Below are 21,492 nucleotides of genomic sequence, written 5' to 3' on the forward strand. Positions count from 1 at the left end.
TCATCACATCCTAAAGGTTTTGTGGAGTAATACTTCGTTTTGTCGAGGTACTGCTTCTTCGAATTAGCATCGTAATAAAACTTGCTTCGCTAAGCGGCATACATCGCATTCGGCGAGGTGAAGGCGGACGTATTTGGCGCCGTGTATATAGGGGATTGCGCGAATCCGTTCAATTGCCCCACGGCCTGAAGCGGCTCTATCAGGTTGTCTTGTACGAGCGCCAAGTAGATCAGAGCTTCCGGATCCGAACACTGGAATGCCGATATAAACGCTTGAAACCATTCGCTGTTCGCTTGGGAAGCAGCGGGGACAACCCCCGTCTCAGGGTCGAGATGCTGCTTCAGCGCAGCGACTCCTTTTCTAGCTCGGTGTAAAGCAGCTTTAACCGCTCCCTCCGTCATTTGTAATCGCGCGGCTGCTTCGGCAGCTTTATATTGAAATACATCCCGCAGCAGAAAGACCGTTAACTGGAGCGGAGACAGCCTCTGGACAAGCGCGCTCAGAATGTGTTCGACCTCGAAGCTATGTTCATCCGTATGAGCCTCGTAGCCTGCCAGCTGCTGGATCAACCGATCCTTCAACTGCTGGCGGCGCACCTGGTCAATCCATATGTTCTTGGCCGTCCGCTTTATTAAAGCGGCGGGATTGGCATGGGGACGCTGTCCCTTGAGCAGCGGGAGTACTCGTAGACACGCTTCTTGAACGATATCCTCGGCTTCCCAGGGCGAATGGGTGAGCGTCAGGCAGTAACGGTAGAGAATGGTCATATTCCGCTCGATTTCTATAAGCTGATCGGCTTCCGACATGGTCCTGAACCTCCTTCCTCGCTTCATATATGGTAAACGAATAAGTACACTCCAAGGATACGGGGTACTTCCACAAAACTTCGCTGCACTTTCGCCCAGGAGCAGTTTGATGCTGCGTCAATCATTTATTTTTTGGAATAATATTGTAATATATTTCGAAATTCGAACGCTTGCTTCCGCCCGAATAATATCCCGGATCATCGTAAACTGGTCCTCATAGCCCCGGCAGTTGAACCGAAACGAGATCATGTTATCGATTCGCTCCTCTTCATACACCTTGATATTCCGCTGCCTCAAGGTTTTCCGGACGCGAGCCAGATCGGCATGAATTAAATCGAGCAGCGCACTCGCCGAACGAACATACAGCTTACGCAAAGAGTTGGTGGAGCCCTCGATGGACCGGCGGTTATTCTCGATAATCGACAGAATAATCGGCAGAATCGCATAATCGCGAACAAGGTTGATTTCTTCCGGCGTAGGCACGTTCTTCCTGATGTTTGGCTGCGGTGTCTCCGCGCTTTCCCTCCGAAGCTTCAGCAATTGCTCGCGGTGCTCAGGCAGCATCATGCGGCTCGATTCCCATAGCCCGTTTCCTTCGAGTTTTTTGCTCATTTGTAATGACCCCCGATTTTGGCGGCACGGTCATGCGCCAACCCCGCTTCTGTAAGCGAAGCAGCCCGCAATATCGAAGATACACCATATCTCCGCTTAATGCCATCGACCGTCCGGTCCAGGTCGCGCTGCCGTTCGCGGTTTCCGATCGTCAGCTGATACTCTCTGTCGTCGGTTAATGACGATAGCGTAATTCCCAGCTTGCGAACCGGCAGCCCATCCCAATGCCGATAAAATAATACTCTAGCTGCTTCGTAGACTTCTGCCCCGATATTCGTCGGATCGGCCAGCTTCATTTGGCGAAAAAATCCGGTCGGTTGGTCAAAATCCGCTCCTTGTGCACCTGCTGCTACCACGCTGCCCATGTATTTCTTCTCGCGGCAGCGGCGGCATACCTCGTCGCTCAACTCCAGCAGCACGGTATCGATCTCATCCGGCCGGCTGTAATCACGCGGCAGCGTCATGCCATGACCGATTGATTTCTGCAAATCATGCGTACTTGGCGTGACCGGAGAGGGATCGATTCCGTTCGCCGTACGCCAGTACACCTCAGCATTAATGTCGCTATTCTTGCCGAAACGCGCCCGCATCTTATTCTTTAATTGAGGCAGCGGCGTTCGTGCCACATCCCCGATTGTCTGCATCCCCATTCGGTTAAAGTGCGCCGTCATTCGACCGCCCACCCCGAACATCTCATTAACCCCAAGCGGCCACAGCACCGTCTCGACCTTGCTTGGTGGCAGCGTAAAGATGCCGGATTCATTCTTCTTCGCGAACAGATCGCAGGCCATTTTGGCGAGAATCTTGTTGGAGCTAATGCCCACGCGCGCCCAGACGCCGGTCTGCGTAAGGATTCGCGTTTGAATTTGGAACGCGATTTCGTCAGGAGAGCCGAAGAGCTTCGACGATGCGGTTACGTCCAGAAATTGCTCATCGATGCTGAACGGCTCCACTAAATCGGTAAACTGCCCGAATGTTTGGGTAATTAACAGCGATATGTCAATATACGTTTGCATCCGCGGCCGGATGACGACGAGTTCGGGGCATTTGGCAAGCGCTTGGCCTAATGTTTCCGCTGTGCGAACGCCTCGTTTCTTCGCGATCGGACATGCCGCAAGAATAATTCCGCTGCGCCGCTCCGGATCGCCCGCCACAACAACGGGATGATCATGATATTCCGGATGTGACGCTTTCTCCACACTGGCATAGAAAGACTGACAATCAGCGAGCATGATAACCCGGTCAGATGGCATGATGACGCACCACTTCATAAGCCAGCACGTTATCTACATGAAATATACGCGGGCCCCTGGACGTCATGCAATACGCCTTAATCTGACCATCGCGCACCGCTCTTATTTGAATAATCCGCTCACTGATTCGGCTATGACGGTCCATGTACACGATTCTAATGATACGGCCGATATACTTTTCGACTGACACAAGCAATCCCTCCGATACGAACGTATGATCCTATTATACACCGAATGTACGTTCGCTATGCAAGAGGAAATAAATGTATCAGCACAAAATAGGCATCTGCCCATCCCCACCATTTATTTGTGGAGCAGGGCATTGTCAATCTTAGGCTAAAAAAGGAGCCTCCCGGCTCCTTCGCTGCATACTATTTGCCTAATTTGATCCTCGCCAGATAATAAGAGCGAGTCTTAGCATCGTTGAAATACACATAAGCAAATCCGTTACGGGCAGACACGACTTTGTATACCTCTGCCTGGAAATAAGATAATATGAACGCATCTAAGGATTCTTTATAATCCTTCGTGATCGCAAGCGTCTTCGGATCCATGGTCTTCAAGGTGTTGGTTCCAATCTCGTACAAGGACAGGTCCTTCTCCGAGCTGAGATCGTTTCGCCCCATCGCTTGCATCAAAGGCTCGTTCTCATAGATCGTTTCCTGATTATAGCCGGCATAGAACGTATTGAAATGCCTAAATTTCGAAGTATATTTCGCAGTTTCCAGGCCGGTATCGGCATCGATTCGATGAAGCGAGTGAGGCATCGTGTTGGAGCGATAGCCGGTACGGTAATACACATTGCGCCCCGAAACGAATACATCGTCTTCACTAACGTAAGAATAAATAACTTTTTTCCACTTCAGTTTCCCTTTTGCATCATACAGCCGAAGAACCGCGGGGTTCGCGGAATCTACGTAGCTCTGCACATTCAGAGCATCTCCGTTGTCCAAGAAGCGCAATTGCCGGTAGCCGAGACCTCCGAAGCTTGTCTTCACGCTGATCTTGTACAGGAACTTATTATCGCTGCCGTATACATGCAATTCTTGACCGATAACGCTGCTCTTTTGATAAACGTATTTGTGATAGACCATCTTCCCTTTATTCGCCGTAAAAAAAGATAAATTATCATTCCCCGCGGTTTCGGGCAAAGCTTTGGAGAATACCACTTTTCCACTTGGGTTAATAACGAATAATTTCGTATTCGTCGTAATAACCGCGTTCCCATCCCCCTTCAACTGCAGCCATCCGCCCGAGGTGCCCGGAATCGTATAGCTCCAGCGCTGCTTACCCTCCGGAGACAGAGAATATGCCGTTCGAATACGGGTTTTGCCGCTGCTCTTCGTCGTCACATAATAGATATTACCTTGCTCATCCATATGTATATTATTTCCTTTGACATCCAGCTCGTTTGCTTGAAAATCTCTTCTCCACTTGATCTTGCCGTCCGGGCTTACGCACAGGATGCTGTTCGTAAATATATCGTTAGAACGGTGGACGACAAAATACGAATGACCGGCTTTGTTCGTCAGTGGAATGCTGAATAAGCCCGTTGTCTGCCTGTAGCTGCTATAATTGTACCGGAAGGCAACGCCTAATTTCTTCTCATCCAATACCCATTGGGCGGCAAAGTCTTGGCCGGAGGCTTCTGCAGATGCCGTATTTGCGGCAATCGGGCTTGTGATTAACAGGGCCATGCATAAGATAAGCCATAATCGAATTCTCAAGTTGGGATCTCCTCTGTCTGTTTTATTAATTAACCTTCGTTAAACGAGTACAATAATAGATAACGGTTATCAAGGCATCCTTGAATAGTCAAAGTGTTTTTCGTGAAAAATGCCGCATTTCCGCGTTTAACCCAAAATCTAAGTGAACGAAGCATGACGCGAATGGAGCTATCCGCTATGTCCGGCATTCCACATACCGCGGTTGCGGCAAGATTAAAGAAGCCAAAAGCAACATGCCCGCTGTCGCATTCTTATGTGCTTGTAATAACTCCTGAACGTAACAGTCCCTAAACACACGAAAGCCTCGTACGGGCCGCCAATAGGCCATTACGAGGCTTTCATTTAATTGTAATCCATTATGACTCTCAGCTAACTTTATGCTCAATCCGCAGCTTGTCCGCAACCATCGCAATAAATTCCGAGTTGGTCGGTTTCGACTTGCTGATGTTGATCGTGTAGCCGAACAAGTGCGAAATGCTGTCGATGTTACCGCGTGTCCAGGCGACTTCGATCGCGTGGCGGATCGCGCGTTCGACGCGAGATGGCGTCGTTTTGAATTTTTCAGCAATGGCCGGGTAGAGCGTCTTGGTGATGGCACCCAAGATTTCGATATTGTTATAGACCATCGTGATGGCCTCACGCAAGTATTGATATCCTTTAATATGCGCGGGAACGCCGATTTCATGAATAATACTCGTAATGTTGGCATCCAGGTTTTTCCCTTTGCCCATTGGAACGACATTCGACTTGGAAATGGTGGAGCTGTTCGAGAAATTAGATGATCCGGAGCTGGAAACAACCGTCGTATTTCCAACCAATTGACGGATACGGTTTGCCAAGATTTCCATATCGAAAGGTTTGAGTATGTAGTATGAAGCACCCAGCTGCACCGCTTTTTGCGTAATGTTTTCTTGACCGAATGCAGTTAGCATAATAATCTTAGGCATTGGGGATATATTCAATTCGCGCAGACGTTCCAACACACCAAGACCGTCCAAATGCGGCATAATAATATCCAGTATCAGAACATCAGGCGGTTTCCGTGTTTCCTCGAGCAAACGGAGCACTTCTTCACCGTTGTAGGCAATACCGGTAATCGTCATATCGCTTTGTTCTGAGATATATTCCGATAACAGGTTCGTAAACTCACGGTTGTCGTCAGCCAACAATACTTCAATTCTTTGCAAAGTAATATCCTCCTTAGACTCATTCGAGAATGAATGCACATTTGTATTGCTGAGCGTCTGCCCTTCTTGTCTAAGTTAAAGTTTTCGACACATGAAATGAAATTCCTTCTGTCGAATAATATTTTTCTTTATTTTTTAAATCATTTGTTTTATAATTAAAAATTTACTACATCAACCATCACCATTCGAACATTTTCGACAAATTTGAAAAAGAAAAAATCCTAAGGGGCGTTAAGCCGCCTTAAGATTTGAACTTGCTGTTTTCAGTAGGACACCGGCATCCTGAAGCATCCATTCGATAAAGCAGCCATAACCGGATGTCGGATCATTGACGAATACATGCGTCACAGCTCCAATTAGTTTTCCGTCCTGAATGATCGGACTTCCGGACATGCCTTGCACGATACCGCCTGTTCGTTCGATTAATCGCGGATCTGTAATCTTAATCACCATTCCTTTAGTGGCAGGTGACGATTGACTTGTGACATGCACGATTTCCACATTGAACCGCTCAATCTTCTGACCATTTACCACGGTAAGAATCTGTGCGGGACCTTCCTTGACTTCCTCAGCGAAAGCCACGGGCATCGCCTGTTGATTGTAGCTATGTGACGGCAGTTCCGTCATCTTCCCGAATATACCGAAGGGCGTATTGCGCTCGATATTACCAAGGACTTTGCTCTCTTTAACAAATTGGGCCCGTTTCTCGCCCGGCTCTCCATTCTGGCTCTTATTGATGGAGGTTACATGGGATTGAAGAATTTGTCCTTCTCCGACTTCAATCGGCGTTTGGGTATCCATATCCGTTATCACATGGCCCAATGCGCCGTAGACGCCTTGATCAGGAGCGTAGAATGTCAATGTGCCGACACCTGCAGCGGAATCCCGAATGTACAACCCAAGCCGCCAAGCACGGTCTTCTAAGTCATAGACCGGAGCCAGCTTGGTTTGGAACACTCGCTCTCCTCGCTTCACAGTAAGCTGAAGCGGTCGTTTATCGGTCCCGGCTTGTTCTGCAAGCTCGGCCACCTTCTGAACTTCCTTAATATGCTTCCCGTTAATTTGTACAATTAGATCGCCTAACTGCAAATTTGCGGTTTCCCCCGGGGAAACCTTCATCCCTTTTGAGGTGACGACCTGATGATGGCCCACAACCATAATGCCAGCCGATTTCACCTTGACACCGATGGTTTGTCCACCTGGAATGACCTTCAGGTCAGGAACGACATTCACTTTAACGGTTTTGAACGGAATCTTGCCGAATAGCTTCAACTTCATTGTCGTTTCACCGCTCTGTTGTGACTGAATCGAAAGCGGCTTATTGAGATCGACTGAGAACGACTGGTTGTTCGAACCGTTAACTTGAAGCATTCTTGGATCAACGGTCACTTGTGCATGGACAGGCATGCCATAGTCTAACTGCTTCAACTGGCCGGAGAACAAACGAAGTTCGTTTGGAAATGCGGCGTAATGTTGAAAAGGGGAGGAAAGACCAAGCACGCAAACGAAGAAAACGAGAACAAGACCGAGCCAACGCTTACGCCGATTGGCATTCAATGACTTCACGCTCCCTGAGCTTACTCCGCTTGACGAGATAGGCGTTCGCCATTTGCGTACCTATAAGGTATCCCTGCCCCTTATCTTTTATGTCGCCAAAAACATTCCCTGAATGCCTTCCATTACGCCCCCTTCTGACGATAAGCCAAGTCAAGCATTTCTTGAGCATGATGCCTAGTTTTTTCCGTTACCTCTACACCGCCGAGCATACGCGCAAGCTCTTCGATGCGCGTCCCCCATTCCAATTCCGCTACATTCGTGGAGGTACGTTCGGCTACGATCGTTTTTCGGATTTCATAATGATGATCCGCCATGCAAGCGACCTGCGGCAAATGCGTGATAGAAAATACCTGGCATTGACTCGATAATCGCGACATCTTCTCGGCGATCGCCTGAGCCGCTCTCCCGCTAACACCGGTATCGACCTCGTCGAAGACAAGTGATGGCACTTGATCGATTGACGCGAAGATCGTCTTGAGCGCAAGCATAATCCGCGACATCTCTCCGCCGGACGCGATCTTGCTGAGCGGCTTAAGCGGTTCTCCCGGATTCGGGGCAATAAGGAAAACAGCCTCATCGATTCCATTAGCAAGCAGGCGGTACGACTCGCCATCCTGATGCTGCTGAAGCTCAACCCGGAATGTCGTTCGTTCCATCTGAAGCTGTCTAAGCTCTCCTTCAATAGCGGCAGCGAGCCGGTCTGCTGCGGCGCGGCGCATATCGGATAGCGATTTGCCAATGAGCAGCGCTTCTTCATATAGATGCTGTTGTTCTCTTTGCAGCTTCTCCAGGTGTTCATCGCGATTTTCGATTTTGTCTGCTTCTGACTGAATGTTGTCCAGATAGGTCAAAATATCAGGAATGGTCTCTCCGTACTTACGCTTCAAGCTCCCGATCAGATCAATACGATCATCGATATAAGCCAACCGTTCAGGATCGGATTCGACCCCATCGCGATAGTCGCGGATTTGAAAAGCTGCATCCTCTAATTGATAAAATGCCGACTGCAGCTGCTCCAGCAGCGGTCCGAGGATCGCCGGATCATAATCACGAATATCTTCCAACCGTGTAATCGATCGGCTAAAGGCATCGAGGCCCTTATTGCCGCTCAACCACGCATACGCCTCTGCTGCTGAATCCCGTCTTTTGACCGCATGCATTAGCTTCTGCTTCTCTTCCTGTAACGATTCATCCTCGCCCGGGACGAGCTTGGCGGCAGCTATTTCCTCGATCTGGAATCGGTATAGATCAAGCAGTTGTATGTTCTGTCTGGATGAATCCTCCAGCGTCTTCTGCTGCTGGCGAACCTGCTCGAAGTTACGGTACGTAAATTTATAACGCTCCAGCAGTTTCGTGACACGTTCACCTGCATACAAGTCTAGCCAATCGATGTGCTTCTCGGTTTTGAACAAGGATTGATGCTCATGCTGGCCATGAATGTTGACGAGGTACTCGCCTGCTTCGCGAAGCATAGACATATTGACGATATGCCCATTGATGCGGCTTACGCTTTTCCCTTGGGAGGATAGCTCGCGTCGAACGATGAGCGCTTCTTCATGCGTCGCCTCGATACCGAAGGAAGCTAGCGTCTTCCATACCGGATGGCCCTGCGGAAGCTCGAACATCGCTTCGATCTCTGCTTTGTCGCAGCCATAACGGACCATATCTGACGATCCACGGCCTCCGACGATCAGACTGAGCGCATCAATCAAAATGGACTTGCCGGCACCTGTCTCACCCGTAAGCACTAGAAATCCGTCGTGGAAACGTACCGTAACCGATTCAATGACAGCCAAATTGCGTATGGACAGTTCGCGAAGCATAGCTTGTCTCCTCCTTATAACTGGGCGCAGGCAGCGCCGTCGCCTTAGTTCATGAAACCGAGCAATCGATCGATGATTTCGACGCTCTGTATCTTGGTGCGGCATATAATAAGAATGGTGTCGTCACCGCAAATTGTTCCCATGACTTCGTTCCATTCCATGTTGTCGATCAAAGAGCCGATGGCATTGGCGGTTCCGGGCAAGCATTTCATGACGACCAGATTATCTGTGTGATCGATATGGACGAAATTATCGGCAAGCGCTCGTTTTAATTTATGGATGGGATTCATACGCTGCTCCAGCGGCAGTGAATATTTGTAGCGGCCATCCTCGGCTGGAACCTTGATGAGCTGAAGCTCCTTAATATCTCTGGAGACCGTGGCTTGCGTTACCTGCATGCCTCCATTGCTCAATGCCTCAACCAGCTCTTCCTGGGTCTCCACAATTTGACTGGTTATTAGTTCCCTGATCTTCATATGTCTGACGCTCTTCATTCCATCAGCCTCCTGGGGCAGCCATATTCGTTATTTATCCGAAAATTGAAACGTAATTGTCCTGATGGTTCTCTCCCGCTGATCGACGAACAAGACGCCTTCGCATTCCGGAAAGAGCAGTGCGTAGACCAACAGCCTGTCCCTTACACCGCTGCCCGTCCAATCCATGGGCATCCGGTCCCGCGCGGTCTTCACGATGTAATGTTTGCCGTCTCTCTCGGCAATCATGTCAATGAATAAACGGCTGTGCAATTCCTCTCCGTCCAGGTCAATCGTTATCGGCACCCTATACTTGCCGTGCGTAACTTCATAACCGTTCCCTTCCAGGTAACGCACATTCTCATCCTCATCATTGACATCTTCGGCTTCGCTTAGTAAAAGCTTGGAATTCACTCCGGGCGGTTCGTGCAGCCAGCGGTAAAACATGCGGTACAGCCAGTAGATGATAACACTGCTGGCAATCAGCATGATCAGCCAGTCACCGTATTTCCCCATCCGATCCCTCCACTAACGCAACTTTATCCATTATCATTCGCGGTAGAGAAGAAATTTCCTTGTTCGATAGCCTAATTTATGGTTGAGCCGCTTCATCGTAGTGAATAGACCCCTCTGCAACGAAAGCGAACGCTTGTTTGGTTTTTTCTAGTTTATCAAATAATTTTGGATCTGAAAAGGGGAACAAGCATCTTTCTGACAAAAAAAGAGAAGCCCACGCATTCCGGTCGTAACCGTAATGTTAGGCTCCCCATTCTTCAGCCGCCATGCGAACTGTCGCATCCCTGCTGTTCTTTATGCTTGTGCAAAGGTCTGGCCGGCTTCTCCAACAAGCGCGGATATCCGATCGTCTCCTGGTACTGCCGCCGCAGCCGAATCGGCGTCCAAAACCCAATGAGCAAGAAATTCAATATTCCCTTCTCCTCCGGTAATGGGGGAGAACGTCACTTGCCGCAGTGACAAGCCGTGCTCTGCCGCGAATGCCAAGACCGTTCGCAGAACTTCTCTGTGAACAGCTGGCTCGCGGACAACCCCGGACTTGCCTACCTTGTCTCGACCCGCTTCAAATTGCGGCTTAATCAGCGCAACCACGCTTGATCCCGCAGGCAGCAGCTGAACCAGGGTGGCCAGGATGATTTTCAGTGAAATGAAGGAAACATCAATCGTCGCAAATGTAGGCGGAGGCCCTTGCAGGTCAGCCGGCTGCATATACCGGAAATTAGTGCGCTCCATGACGTTAACCCGCTCATCCTGGCGCAATGACCAATCCAATTGGTTATAGCCGACATCAATTGCATACACATAGGAGGCGCCGTTCTGGAGCGCGCAATCCGTGAAGCCTCCGGTTGAAGCGCCGATATCCAGCATAACCACGCCAGATAAATCCAGCTCGAAGGCGCGAATCGCCTTCTCGAGCTTCAGCCCTCCGCGGCTGACATAGGGGTGGAGCGCCCCTTTTACCGTTATGGATGCGGTTCTCGGTACTTTCGTGCCGCTTTTCTCGATCCGTTCCCCATCCACGATGACAAGCCCCGCCATAAGAGCCGCTTTCGCCTTTTCTCTGCTCTCATAGTACCCTTGCTCCACTAACAAAACGTCGATTCGTTCTTTCTCGATTTTCATCGTTTCTCCCGTTTCTTAAGCAGGACCGTTCACACGCTTGCGGGCGCGCGGCATCATCGCTTTTAATTCGCCAGCTACGCGATCTGCAGTTAAGCCCGTTTCTTGGCGTTGTTCTTCAATCGTCCCATGCTCCACAAATACATCGGGTACGCCGATTATTCGAACGGATGCATTCTTCACATTGTGAAGCGAGTAGAATTCTAGCACGGCGCTACCTAATCCGCCAAGCTCCGAGCCCTCTTCCAGAACGATCATGTTAATCCCTTCCTGAGCCAATTGATGAAGCATCGATTCATCCAATGGCTTAATGAACCGCGCGTTAATTACCCGAATGTTCAGGCCTTCGCGCTTCAATTGCTCGGCTGCTTCTTTGGCTACCTGCAGCATCGGGCCAATGGCAAGAATGGCTGCCGAGTCGCCCTCCCGGACGGTTTCCCACGTTCCGATTGGAATCGGCAAAGGCTCCTGCTCGATCTCAACCCCAAGCCCGTTAATGCGAGGATAGCGAATGGCAATCGGTCCATCGTTATAATCAATGGCTGTTTTCATCATACGGCGCATCTCGTTCTCGTCCTTCGGCATCATAAGAACCAAATTAGGGATATGGCGGAGGAACGGAATATCGTATACGCCTTGATGCGTTTCTCCGTCAGGGCCGACAAAGCCGGCTCGGTCGATCGCGAACACCACGTTCAGGTTCTGACGGCATATATCATGAACGACCTGATCATAGGCGCGCTGCAGGAAAGTGGAATAAACCGCAAATACCGGCTTCATTCCTTCCAATGCGAGCGCTGCGCACATGGTGGCCGCATGCTGCTCCGCGATACCGACATCGATCATTCGATTCGGATATTTCGCTGCGAAATCCAGCAATCCCGAACCGCCCGGCATCGCTGGCGTAACCGCGACAATCCGTTCATCCTGAGCAGCGAGCTCGATGAGTGAATCGCCGAACACTTGCGTATACATCGGAGGTCCGACCGCTTTCAACACTTGACCGGATTCGATCTTATAAGGTGTAATGCCATGCCACTTAAAGGAGTCGGCTTCCGCAGGTGAATAGCCTTTGCCTTTGACGGTAATGACATGGATAAGAACCGGACCATTCACGTTCTTCGCTTGCTCCATAACGTCCAGAAGCTGACTTAAGTCATGACCGTCCACCGGACCGAAGTAAGTAAGCCCGAACTGTTCGAACAGAATGCCGTTGACCAGCAAATATTTAATGCTGTCCTTGAGGCGCTCTGCCGTTTTGGCAAGCTTCCCGCCAATCGCCGGAATTTTATTTAAAAGCTGATTCAGCTCTTCTTTCGCTTTTTGATAATGGCGATCCGTCCGGATCTTGCCCAAATAATGATGCAGCGCACCGACGTTCGGCGCGATGGACATCTCGTTGTCATTGAGAATGACGATTAATTTCTTCTTCTCATGTCCGATATGATTCAGCGCCTCGAGCGCCATGCCGCCCGTCAGCGCGCCGTCCCCGATTACAGCGACGACTTCGTTATGCTCACCCTTAAGGTCTCTGGCGAGCGCCATACCCATTGCAGCAGACAACGATGTGCTGCTGTGCCCGGCTTCCCATACATCATGCTCGCTCTCGGAGCGCTTCACGAAGCCGCACAGTCCCTTATACTTGCGCAGCGTATCGAATTGTCCCATGCGTCCTGTCAACATTTTGTGAACGTAAGACTGGTGACCCACGTCGAATATAAACTTGTCAGTCGGGCTGTCGAACAAATAATGCATCGCAAGCGTCAATTCCACGACGCCAAGATTCGGCGCAAGGTGTCCGCCCGTAGCAGAAAGTTTCTCGATTAGAAATCCGCGGATTTCCTCGGCGAGCTCCTCCAGTTGGGGAATCGATAATGCTTTCAAATCCTTCGGCCCGTCAATTTGTTCGAGCAACACAGTGATTTCCTCGCTTTCGCGGACAAACGGCTAACCGTTGTCCAATGAACGTATAACGTTTTGAACAATTATAACATAGAACACATGTCGATGCCCAAAACAGTTGTTGTCCCATTAATGGTCCCTGCTCACTAAATAATCGGCGATGGCGAGCAGCCGGTCAGGGCGCGCCAGATCAGCCTTGGCAAGCGCCTGCTTGGCTTCCATCGTGAGGCGCTGTACAAGCTCCCGGCTTTGCTCAAGTCCGATTAGGTAAGGGTAAGTCACTTTGCTTTGCTGCACATCGCTCTGAACGGGCTTGCCCAGCTTGGATTCATCTCCGGTCAAATCGAGAATATCGTCCTGCACTTGAAAAGCAAGCCCCAGCTTGCGGGCAAACTCGCCCACCGCTTCCAGCTGAGCAGGAGTTGCTCCCCCAACCCGCGCCCCGGCTGTCACCGAGAACAGAATCAGGTCACTCGTCTTGCGCAGATGAATGTATTCGAGCTGCTCGATTGTCGTGAGTCCCTGCTCTCCGAGCAGGTCCGCCGCTTGCCCGCCTACCATGCCAGAAACACCCGCAAGCAGCGCCAGATCGGAGGCGATGGCAAGTGCGGTCTCTGGAGGCACACCGCGCTGTGCCGTTTGCGTAACCGCATAGAAAGCATGCGTCAGCAAGCCGTCACCTGCAAGAATGGCCATTCCTTCACCGAACACTTTATGATTCGTCGGTTTCCCGCGGCGAAAATCGTCATCGTCCATAGCGGGCAAGTCGTCATGAATGAGCGAGTACGTATGGATCATCTCGATCGCGCAGGCAACCGGCATAGCGGCGTCCCAAGCACGACGATCATCCCTCACCGCTTCTGCGGCAGTCAGTACGAGCGTCGGCCTAAGCCGTTTGCCGCCCGCTTCCAGCGAATACATCATCGCTTCGCGTAATTTATCCGGCATATTCCAATTGACAGGCAGCGACTCCCGCAGCGCCGCCTCGACCTCTGCTGCCGAACTAGCTATATATTCCTGAGTAGACGTAGACGCGTTCAAAGGCTTTATTCCCCTCTATCTTCGTTTGACGGCGCAAACGGTTTTTTCTGAAAGCCATTCTCCGTTTCGATAAGCACTTCGATCTTTCGTTCTACCTGTTCAAGCTTGGATCCGCATAGCTGCGATAGTTTCATGCCTTCTTGAAAAAGCTCGATTGCAGTCTCAAGCGGAACATCGCCATTCTCAAGCCGACCGACGATCGCTTCCAGACGCTCCATAGCCTCTTCAAAGCTTAATTGCTGCTCCTCACTCATCTATTACGTCTCCCCTTTCATGGCCCATACCTGACAGTCCAGCTGACCGTCGGCCAATTTAACTTTCACCAAATCGCCGGGTTGAACGTCCTCGATCGATTTAATGAGCCGGTTTTCCTTCTCGTCATAAACCAGGCTGTAGCCGCGCGACATGACCTTGAGCGGACTCAATGCATCTAACTGTCTGATAGTAGAGGCCACCTGCATACGCCGCTCTTTCATCAAGCTTCCCATCGCGGATTCGAGACGTCCCGCCGCAGCCTGCAGCCTTTTCGCTTCGAACGCCGCCTTCTCGCCCGGATGCGCTCCTGCCAAAGCCCCTTGCAGCCGAAGCAGCTTATCGCGGCTGCGTTCCGCTTTGCGCAAAGTCCGCTGCTCCAGACGCTCCTTCAACCGGTCAAGCCGTTCTGCTTGCTGAAGCATATATTTTCTAGGATTCATAAAGATCGGCGAGCGCCTGACGCGGTCCAATCGTTCCTTCCGCCTCATAGCAGAGGTACGGAGGGATTGATACAGTCTCGTCCTCAGCTGAGAAATTCCGGACTTCAGTTCCGCAATATTAGGTACTGCGAGCTCGGCCGCCGCTGTAGGCGTAGCAGCACGAAGGTCGGAAACAAAGTCCGCTATGGTGAAATCCGTCTCATGACCGACCGCGGAGATGACCGGAATCGATGAAGCGATGATACTGCGTGCAACCGCTTCTTCATTAAATGCCCACAGCTCCTCGAGCGATCCGCCTCCGCGCCCTACGATTAATACGTCGACTTCTGCCATTCGGTTCATTATTTGTATGGCCTTCACGATAGCCGGCGCGGCTCCCTTGCCCTGCACAAGAACAGGAAAAAGCAGCACCGGCACGGAAGGATGGCGGCGCTGCAGCGTAATAATAATATCTCGAACAGCCGCGCCCGTAGGGGAGGTAATGACCCCGATCGCTTTGGGAAACCGCGGGATGGGACGTTTGCGGCCCTCTGCAAATAAGCCCTCGCCATCCAGCTTTCGTTTGAGCTGCTCGAATGCCATATAAAGGCTGCCGATGCCATCCGGCTGCATCTGGGTCACATAGAACTGATAGTTCCCATCGCGTTCATAGACGGAAAAATTGCCTCGGGCCAGCACCTTGGTGCCTTCCTTTGGCATGAACGGCAGCTTCTGGTTATGAGAAGCAAACATGATGCATTTCAACCGGCTATCGGCATCCTTCAGCGTGAAATACATATGTCCGCTCGAATGATGCGTGAAATTCGAAATCTCGCCGCGAAGCCATACATCTCCCAGAAGAGGATCGGATTCCAGCTTCATTCGGATATATCGGTTAATTTCTTTGATCGAATATATACGTGATTCTAACGCCATCTTCGGGTCACTCCCCGACTTGGTTTTCTTGTTTTGCCGCCTTCAGCGTATTCAGCATAAGCATCGTAATGGTCATTGGACCGACTCCCCCGGGTACAGGAGTTATGTAGCCGGCTGTCTCAAGCACGTCCTCATAATCGACATCCCCGGCAAGCTTGCCGCTCGGCAGGCGGTTAATACCGACATCAACGACGACCGCTCCCGGCTTCACGAAGCTTGCTCCGATTGCTTTGGGCTTGCCGATCGCAACGACGAGAATGTCAGCGGTCTTCGCGATTTCTTCCATGTTCGCGGTTTTGGAATGACAGATCGTTACTGTCGCATGCTCCCGCAGCAGCAGCATGGCAACCGGCTTGCCGACAATGTTGCTGCGTCCGATCACGACCGCGTGCTTGCCGGCAATTTCGATTCCGCTCCGCTTGATCATTTCGATAACGCCAGCAGGCGTACATGGGAGCAGGCTATCGTCGCCGATAACAAGATTGCCGACGCTCATCGGATGGAAGCCATCGACGTCCTTATGGACGCTGATTGCATCGATAACCGCCTTCTCTTCAATATGCTTCGGCAGCGGAAGCTGCACGAGGATACCGTTGATATTCGATTGCTTATTCAATTTATCGATAAGCGACAGCAAATCTTCTTGCGAGGTCTGCGCTTCCAGGCGGTGAACCTCGGAGTAGAAGCCGAGCTGTTCACAGGCTTTGGCCTTGCTGCCTACATAAACGTTCGATGCCGGGTCGTCGCCAACGAGCACGACTGCCAAACCGGGAATAATACCACGCTCGGCCAGCTTCGCCGTCTCGGCAACGATTTCCGCGCGAATCGCGTCTGATATTTGTTTTCCTTCAATCCGTTGTGCGCTCACGTAAAAAACCTCCTAAATATGTTCCCCTGGCGTTAAGCCTTTAGGCTTAATTTCATCCAGTGCTTGAAGCAGCTTGCCCAAGACACCGTTAACGAATTTTCCCGATTCCTCGGTACCGAAATGTTTGGCGATTTCAATCGCTTCGTTAATCGCCGCTTTAGGCGGCACGTCATCACGAAATACAAGCTCATAGCACGACAGACGGAGAATCTGACGGTCGACGCGCGATAGTCTGTCCACCTGCCATCCGGTCAGATAGTGCTGCAGCATCTCATCAATCGCGACTTTATGCTCCGTTACCCCATAGACCAGATCACGGACATGCTCGTCGATTCGACCAACATCCGACGCTTTGGCGCCGATTTCGCTTTCCTCATTGCTGGCTTCGTCCATCAGCATGTCTACGGCATCTGATGCCGAGACCTCGTTCATTTCCATTTGGTACAAGCTCTGTACCGCTATTTCACGTGCAAGCCTTCGTTTCATGGGTCCTCCCTATAGGTGTAAATCGAATCGTGCCGGAACGTTACACGACCACGTTCGGCTGATGAATAGATGGTAACGTGGCAAAAATATGATCTCCTCCCTGCCCCGAAAGAAATACATTCGTCCGGGGTACGGAGGAGATCACAGTGCTATTTGAAGGGCCGCCACCGCTGCTGCAGCCATTCCATTAGCCGATTCCACGGAATGATCGGTCCATTGCCTTCATCCTTGAAGCCTCCGACGGTATAGCCGATCCAAATTAAAAGTCCGAAAAACAGCATGTCCCAAAATCCTACGATAAAATAGAGAATCCCAAGCACGATGCCTGTCGTTACGCCGGCGATTCGTCCTCCATAGGTTACCCAAATTTCTCTCCACATCGGCAACGCCCCTATTCCACGCGACTTTTAAAGTTTGCCGTCTGGATAATATTCGCTACAAATACAGATACGACCGCGACCGGTATCCCTGTAATTTCTTCTATATGAGATTTAACCGCTCGTTGAATGTCTTCTGTAATAACCGGGATCGAGGTCTCGCCATCTACAATTGCGCGTATTGTAATATCAATCCCCGCTTCGCCCAAAATAATTCTCGCCCGCAGATCTTTGACGCCGCGTTGGCGCCCGGCCGCTTTCAAGGCTAGATTCTCAACCGTTTCCAGAGAGATGCGAATGTCTCCAAACTCTGTCCGTTGATCGATGGAGGGTGCGGATGCATGACTCCGGCGCAGCGAGATATAGAAGAAGCGCACGCTTAGCAAGAATAATACGGCCGATACGGCAATGACCGTTCCTTGGAGCCACTTCACATTCCCGTATAAATCATGGGTCATATCGGAAATCCATTTCTCGGGCAGCCAGTGGAAGGCGGCGCTGAAGGCGAGAACGGATATCACACCGATAGCTAGGCTATATATAAACAACAGAAGCTTGTCCAACACTCTGATCAACGTGAGATTCCTCCTCGGGACGGACCGAATAAAACCCCCAAGCGCCGAGCGGCAAGCCCATTGACAAGGGGGTATCGCAATTATTCGCGGCAATCGCGTTCATTTACTTCACACGATTCTGCGTATCTTCTTCTTCTAGCTTCTCTGTCGTCTTGAAATGAACGTCATGGATGTGAACATTGACTTCGACGACATGAAGTCCTGTCATGGTTTCAATCGACCGCTTAACATTGCGTTGAATGTCAGCAGCAATCTCCGGAATACGGTTGCCGTATTCGACAATAATCGATACGTCAACTGCCGCTTCACGCTGTCCTACCTCGACTTTGACGCCCTTGGACAAGTTCTTGCGACCCAGCAGTTCGGCGATGCCGCCTGCGAATCCGCCACTCATACCTGCGACGCCCTGCACTTCGATCGTAGCCAATCCTGCAATGACTTCGATGACCTCGGGTGCGATTTGAATGGTACCCATGTCCGTTTTCTCATAATCCGCTGCGAGCGTGCTCATGGTTATTCTACACCTCCCGTAAAGTAGCGTAGCTCCAGCCTTTCGCCGGGGGCTCATCCGCTTCTTATTCTTATACTATAGCATTCAGAGAGAAATATGACAAACCTTAAGGGCTTAATTTGACGCCCCGGCAGGAGTCATAAGCCAAGGTTTGATCATGATGATTTAGCTTCCAAAAGGGGTGTCGTCACCATCCGGCTCCGGATTGTTCACATCGTTCTCTTCCAGAAACTTGATATCGAAATTGCCATTGAGAAATTTCGGATGATTGAGAAGCTTCATATGAAAAGGAATCGTTGTCTTGATGCCATCAATGGCAAATTCAGCGAGCGCACGCTTCATTCGGGCGATGGCGTCTTCACGCGTCTCCCCCCAAACGATAAGCTTAGCGATCATCGAATCATAATGCGGCGAAATGGTATAGCCGGGATATGCGGCACTGTCAACGCGCACGCCCAGTCCGCCCGGAGGCAGGTAGAATTGAATCTGGCCTGGCGAAGGCATGAAGTTCCGCTCCGGATCCTCCGCATTAATACGGCATTCAATGGACCAGCCGTTAATTTTCACGCCCGCTTGCGTGATGGACAACGGATTGCCTTCCGCAACACGAATCATCTCTTTAATGAGGTCGACGCCGGTAATCGCTTCGGTAACCGGATGCTCGACTTGAATGCGTGTGTTCATCTCCATGAAATAGAACTGGCCATCCGAACCGAGCAAGAACTCAAGCGTCCCCGCACCGGCATATTGAACAGCTTTGGCAGCACGCACTGCAGCCTGGCCCATCCGCTCCCTTAAGTCCGGACTAAGAACCGGGCAAGGCGCTTCCTCCACCAGCTTCTGGCGGCGCCGCTGTACGGAGCAGTCTCTCTCGAAGAGATGAACGGCATTGCCATGCTTATCCGCTATAATTTGAATTTCAACGTGCTTCATGCCCGTCAAGTATTTCTCCAAATAGACACCGGAGTTGCCGAACGCTTTGTGGGCTTCCTGCTGAGCGGTCGTGATTTGGGAGATCAGCGTCTCTTCGTTCTCCGCAATCCGGATTCCTTTGCCTCCGCCGCCTGCCGTAGCTTTAATAATGACCGGATAGCCGATTTCCCGAGCGACGCGGATCGCTTCATCCAAGTCTTCGACTAGCCCGTCAGAGCCAGGAATAACCGGCACATCCGCTTCCTTCATCGTAAGCTTGGCAACCGCTTTGTCGCCCATCTTGCTGATCGCCTGCGGAGACGGTCCGATAAACGTCACGTTGCATGACTCGCAAATTTCCGCGAAATCGGCGTTCTCCGCCAAAAATCCGTAGCCAGGGTGAATGGCATCGCACTCGGTCAATGTCGCCACGCTCATGATATTGGTCAGATTCAAATAGCTGTCCTTCGAGGCAACGGGTCCGATGCAGTACGCTTCATCTGCCAGACGAACGTGCAGCGATTCCCGGTCCGCTTCGGAGTAGACCGCCACCGTTTGGATTCCGAGCTCGCGGCAGGCGCGAATGATCCGGACCGCAATTTCACCCCGGTTGGCAATCAAAATTTTGTTGAATTTCACGCTTAAAGCCCCTTTCGTGCGCACTCTTCTTGAACTTGCTACGCGTTAGCCGGTTTATTCCGGCTTAACCAGGAACAAGGGTTGTCCGAACTCGATGAGTTGTCCATTCTCGACGAGAACTTCGACGATTTCACCGCGCACTTCCGCTTCCAGCTCATTCATCAGCTTCATGGCCTCGAGAATGCATACGACCGTCTTCTCATTCACGCGGTCGCCAACACTCACGAATGCCGGGGCATCCGGAGAGGAAGCGCGGTAGAACGTTCCTACCATCGGCGATAAGATAGGATGCAGGTTGTCCGCTTGCGAAACGGGTTGAACTGCGGGGGCGGGGGCGTCTGTTGGTTGGCCCGAGGCTGGAGCAGCCTGGGTATATGTAGGGACGATTGGCGCCGCTTGCACATTAACCACTTCCGTTTTGCCTGGCTTGCGGATCAACAGGCGTGCGCCTTCGTTTTCGATTTCCAGCTCGTGGACGGATGTTTGGTCGACCAGCTTGATCAGTTCTTTAATTTCACTCAGTTTGAACATGGTTTCACTCCTAAAAGGTTTCTGTGCTGCTTCATGCTCGGCTGCCGCTTTACGCGGGAATGCCAAAACTTGCACATAACAGAACTATTATAGCACAAACGCTGCTGAACACGAACCCATTTTTTATGAGCGCTTCAATGGAAAAGTCTGCTGCACCTAACAGTGCATCACCGGCGCCTCCAGAATCCGCGTGATAAAGCACGCTGCCCCTCGGCCGCCTGAAGGGCGTACAAGGGGCAGCATGAGTCAGGCCGAGGCCGACCATCTGTTAAGGAATGTACTGAACGGATACCTGATTGGCGGACAAGCCGAGCTCTTTCATGGCCAGCATCACAATGCTGTCCGCCTGGCTTTTCTCTAATTTTTCGCTTTGAACCACAACTTTATATTTATCATTCGGTTCCGGGGAGACAATGGCAATGTTGAACTGCTTGCCAAGCTCCTCTTCCAGACCGGTAATCTTGGCATTCTTCTCTTCCAGCTGATCCAGCTGATCAATCGCTTTCGTCGCCTGCTCCGGATTCTGCTTGGTATCGGAGATCACGCTGTATAATCGGTTGTTCTCTTCATAGAACTTCTGGTCGCGCTTGTACTGGATTTCGTCGAAAATGCTGCCCGCAGCTCCTTCCGCTTCTATTTTACGAAGCACCTCCTGATCCTCTTCGGAGATTTGATTCGCTTTCGCCTCTTCACCCGTGTCGGTTAAAGCTGTCTCCGGGGCTGCTTGACCATCCGGGGACACGACCTTGTCAACGACGATGCCATTCTCCTTGGAGCTGTCACCGGCTGCCGCTTCCGTAGCATTGGGAAGAATCGTCTGTTCCTGCTGTGTACCGTCCGTCAGCATATCGGACGAGGTATCGACGTCTTCGGTAAACAAGTAGTACGCGGATAAGATGACCATCAAGCTGAGCATCGATACAAGCCAAACCGTTTGTCTTTTCGTGTTCATGAATAAAAGCCTCCC

General features: G+C 51.0%; 23 protein-coding genes. All 23 read right to left on the reverse strand.

What is annotated here, in order from left to right; translation table 11 throughout:
* Positions 1-89 precede the first annotated feature (89 nt).
* The 23 genes from NNL21_RS05375 to NNL21_RS05485 all read right to left on the reverse strand — a co-directional run bounded on the left by NNL21_RS05375 (position 90) and on the right by NNL21_RS05485 (position 21,477).
* Entirely contained in the window at positions 90-806 is a 717-nt protein-coding gene (locus tag NNL21_RS05375) for an RNA polymerase sigma factor (RefSeq protein WP_204816383.1), read from the reverse strand.
* A gap of 117 nt (positions 807-923) precedes the next feature.
* On the reverse strand, positions 924-1,418 hold the full coding sequence (locus NNL21_RS05380) for a YhjD family protein (protein WP_204816384.1): 495 nt from the start codon (positions 1,416-1,418) through the stop codon (positions 924-926).
* Entirely contained in the window at positions 1,415-2,671 is a 1,257-nt protein-coding gene (locus NNL21_RS05385) for a DNA polymerase IV (RefSeq protein ID WP_204816385.1), read from the reverse strand. Before NNL21_RS05385 ends, NNL21_RS05380 begins: the two co-directional genes overlap by 4 nt.
* Entirely contained in the window at positions 2,661-2,861 is a 201-nt protein-coding gene (locus tag NNL21_RS05390; RefSeq protein WP_204816386.1) for a hypothetical protein, read from the reverse strand. The genes NNL21_RS05385 and NNL21_RS05390 overlap by 11 nt, the downstream gene beginning before the upstream one ends.
* A gap of 181 nt (positions 2,862-3,042) precedes the next feature.
* Positions 3,043-4,398 carry an outer membrane protein assembly factor BamB family protein gene (locus NNL21_RS05395; protein ID WP_204816387.1) on the reverse strand — a complete coding sequence of 452 codons (1,356 nt, stop codon included), beginning with the start codon at positions 4,396-4,398 and terminating at the stop codon, positions 3,043-3,045.
* Positions 4,399-4,763: 365 nt separating this feature from the next.
* Positions 4,764-5,585 carry a sporulation transcription factor Spo0A gene (gene spo0A, locus NNL21_RS05400; protein ID WP_204816388.1) on the reverse strand — a complete coding sequence of 274 codons (822 nt, stop codon included), beginning with the start codon at positions 5,583-5,585 and terminating at the stop codon, positions 4,764-4,766.
* Positions 5,586-5,816: 231 nt separating this feature from the next.
* Entirely contained in the window at positions 5,817-7,142 is a 1,326-nt protein-coding gene (gene spoIVB, locus NNL21_RS05405; protein ID WP_204816389.1) for a SpoIVB peptidase, read from the reverse strand.
* A 122-nt stretch (positions 7,143-7,264) separates the two neighbouring features.
* Positions 7,265-8,965, reverse strand: coding sequence for a DNA repair protein RecN (gene recN, locus NNL21_RS05410; protein WP_204816390.1), 1,701 nt, complete (start codon positions 8,963-8,965; stop codon positions 7,265-7,267).
* 44 nt (positions 8,966-9,009) lie between these two features.
* Positions 9,010-9,459 (reverse strand): transcriptional regulator AhrC/ArgR, encoded by a 450-nt coding sequence (gene ahrC / locus NNL21_RS05415; RefSeq protein ID WP_204816391.1) that lies wholly within the window; start codon positions 9,457-9,459, stop codon positions 9,010-9,012.
* Positions 9,460-9,489: 30 nt separating this feature from the next.
* Entirely contained in the window at positions 9,490-9,954 is a 465-nt protein-coding gene (locus NNL21_RS05420) for a hypothetical protein (protein WP_204816392.1), read from the reverse strand.
* Between the two features lie 294 nt (positions 9,955-10,248).
* Positions 10,249-11,076: a TlyA family RNA methyltransferase gene (locus tag NNL21_RS05425; protein WP_204816393.1), complete on the reverse strand. Its 828-nt coding sequence runs from the start codon at positions 11,074-11,076 to the stop codon at positions 10,249-10,251.
* Between the two features lie 15 nt (positions 11,077-11,091).
* On the reverse strand, positions 11,092-12,990 hold the full coding sequence (dxs, locus tag NNL21_RS05430; protein WP_204816394.1) for a 1-deoxy-D-xylulose-5-phosphate synthase: 1,899 nt from the start codon (positions 12,988-12,990) through the stop codon (positions 11,092-11,094).
* A 114-nt stretch (positions 12,991-13,104) separates the two neighbouring features.
* Entirely contained in the window at positions 13,105-14,016 is a 912-nt protein-coding gene (locus NNL21_RS05435; protein ID WP_204816395.1) for a polyprenyl synthetase family protein, read from the reverse strand.
* Positions 14,017-14,021: 5 nt separating this feature from the next.
* On the reverse strand, positions 14,022-14,270 hold the full coding sequence (gene xseB / locus NNL21_RS05440) for an exodeoxyribonuclease VII small subunit (RefSeq protein ID WP_204816396.1): 249 nt from the start codon (positions 14,268-14,270) through the stop codon (positions 14,022-14,024).
* 3 nt (positions 14,271-14,273) lie between these two features.
* On the reverse strand, positions 14,274-15,626 hold the full coding sequence (gene xseA / locus NNL21_RS05445; protein ID WP_204816397.1) for an exodeoxyribonuclease VII large subunit: 1,353 nt from the start codon (positions 15,624-15,626) through the stop codon (positions 14,274-14,276).
* 7 nt (positions 15,627-15,633) lie between these two features.
* Positions 15,634-16,494 (reverse strand): bifunctional methylenetetrahydrofolate dehydrogenase/methenyltetrahydrofolate cyclohydrolase FolD, encoded by an 861-nt coding sequence (gene folD, locus NNL21_RS05450; protein WP_204816398.1) that lies wholly within the window; start codon positions 16,492-16,494, stop codon positions 15,634-15,636.
* A gap of 12 nt (positions 16,495-16,506) precedes the next feature.
* Positions 16,507-16,980: a transcription antitermination factor NusB gene (nusB, locus tag NNL21_RS05455; protein ID WP_204816399.1), complete on the reverse strand. Its 474-nt coding sequence runs from the start codon at positions 16,978-16,980 to the stop codon at positions 16,507-16,509.
* Positions 16,981-17,129: 149 nt separating this feature from the next.
* A complete protein-coding gene (locus NNL21_RS05460) occupies positions 17,130-17,360 on the reverse strand; it encodes a DUF2273 domain-containing protein (protein WP_204816400.1) in 231 nt (76 codons plus the stop codon).
* Between the two features lie 11 nt (positions 17,361-17,371).
* Positions 17,372-17,932, reverse strand: a complete 561-nt coding sequence (amaP, locus tag NNL21_RS05465) for an alkaline shock response membrane anchor protein AmaP (protein WP_204816401.1) — start codon at positions 17,930-17,932, stop codon at positions 17,372-17,374.
* Positions 17,933-18,035: 103 nt separating this feature from the next.
* Entirely contained in the window at positions 18,036-18,443 is a 408-nt protein-coding gene (locus NNL21_RS05470; protein WP_204816402.1) for an Asp23/Gls24 family envelope stress response protein, read from the reverse strand.
* 165 nt (positions 18,444-18,608) lie between these two features.
* A complete protein-coding gene (gene accC / locus NNL21_RS05475; RefSeq protein WP_204816403.1) occupies positions 18,609-19,994 on the reverse strand; it encodes an acetyl-CoA carboxylase biotin carboxylase subunit in 1,386 nt (461 codons plus the stop codon).
* Positions 19,995-20,048: 54 nt separating this feature from the next.
* The gene (gene accB / locus NNL21_RS05480) at positions 20,049-20,525 is read right to left on the reverse strand and encodes an acetyl-CoA carboxylase biotin carboxyl carrier protein (protein ID WP_204816404.1); all 477 of its coding nucleotides are present in this window, start codon (positions 20,523-20,525) and stop codon (positions 20,049-20,051) included.
* 268 nt (positions 20,526-20,793) lie between these two features.
* Positions 20,794-21,477, reverse strand: a complete 684-nt coding sequence (locus tag NNL21_RS05485; protein ID WP_204816405.1) for a SpoIIIAH-like family protein — start codon at positions 21,475-21,477, stop codon at positions 20,794-20,796.
* Positions 21,478-21,492 lie beyond the last annotated feature (15 nt).

Origin of the sequence: Paenibacillus mendelii, from assembly GCF_024498075.1 — a bacterium.
Classification (GTDB): Bacteria; Bacillota; Bacilli; order Paenibacillales; family Paenibacillaceae; genus Paenibacillus_Z; species Paenibacillus_Z mendelii.

What these genes read in the sequence shown, in the direction of transcription:
- NNL21_RS05460 (WP_204816400.1), bottom strand. Translation starts at nt 17,360, where the DNA reads ATGTGGAGAGAAATTTGGGTAACCTATGGAGGACGAATCGCCGGCGTA.
- xseA (WP_204816397.1), bottom strand. Translation starts at nt 15,626, where the DNA reads ATGGCGTTAGAATCACGTATATATTCGATCAAAGAAATTAACCGATAT.
- xseB (WP_204816396.1), bottom strand. Translation starts at nt 14,270, where the DNA reads ATGAGTGAGGAGCAGCAATTAAGCTTTGAAGAGGCTATGGAGCGTCTG.
- NNL21_RS05470 (WP_204816402.1), bottom strand. Translation starts at nt 18,443, where the DNA reads ATGAGCACGCTCGCAGCGGATTATGAGAAAACGGACATGGGTACCATT.
- accB (WP_204816404.1), bottom strand. Translation starts at nt 20,525, where the DNA reads ATGTTCAAACTGAGTGAAATTAAAGAACTGATCAAGCTGGTCGACCAA.
- NNL21_RS05485 (WP_204816405.1), bottom strand. Translation starts at nt 21,477, where the DNA reads ATGAACACGAAAAGACAAACGGTTTGGCTTGTATCGATGCTCAGCTTG.
- NNL21_RS05420 (WP_204816392.1), bottom strand. Translation starts at nt 9,954, where the DNA reads ATGGGGAAATACGGTGACTGGCTGATCATGCTGATTGCCAGCAGTGTT.
- NNL21_RS05375 (WP_204816383.1), bottom strand. Translation starts at nt 806, where the DNA reads ATGTCGGAAGCCGATCAGCTTATAGAAATCGAGCGGAATATGACCATT.
- recN (WP_204816390.1), bottom strand. Translation starts at nt 8,965, where the DNA reads ATGCTTCGCGAACTGTCCATACGCAATTTGGCTGTCATTGAATCGGTT.
- NNL21_RS05380 (WP_204816384.1), bottom strand. Translation starts at nt 1,418, where the DNA reads ATGAGCAAAAAACTCGAAGGAAACGGGCTATGGGAATCGAGCCGCATG.
- NNL21_RS05425 (WP_204816393.1), bottom strand. Translation starts at nt 11,076, where the DNA reads ATGAAAATCGAGAAAGAACGAATCGACGTTTTGTTAGTGGAGCAAGGG.
- ahrC (WP_204816391.1), bottom strand. Translation starts at nt 9,459, where the DNA reads ATGAAGAGCGTCAGACATATGAAGATCAGGGAACTAATAACCAGTCAA.
- nusB (WP_204816399.1), bottom strand. Translation starts at nt 16,980, where the DNA reads ATGAAACGAAGGCTTGCACGTGAAATAGCGGTACAGAGCTTGTACCAA.
- NNL21_RS05385 (WP_204816385.1), bottom strand. Translation starts at nt 2,671, where the DNA reads ATGCCATCTGACCGGGTTATCATGCTCGCTGATTGTCAGTCTTTCTAT.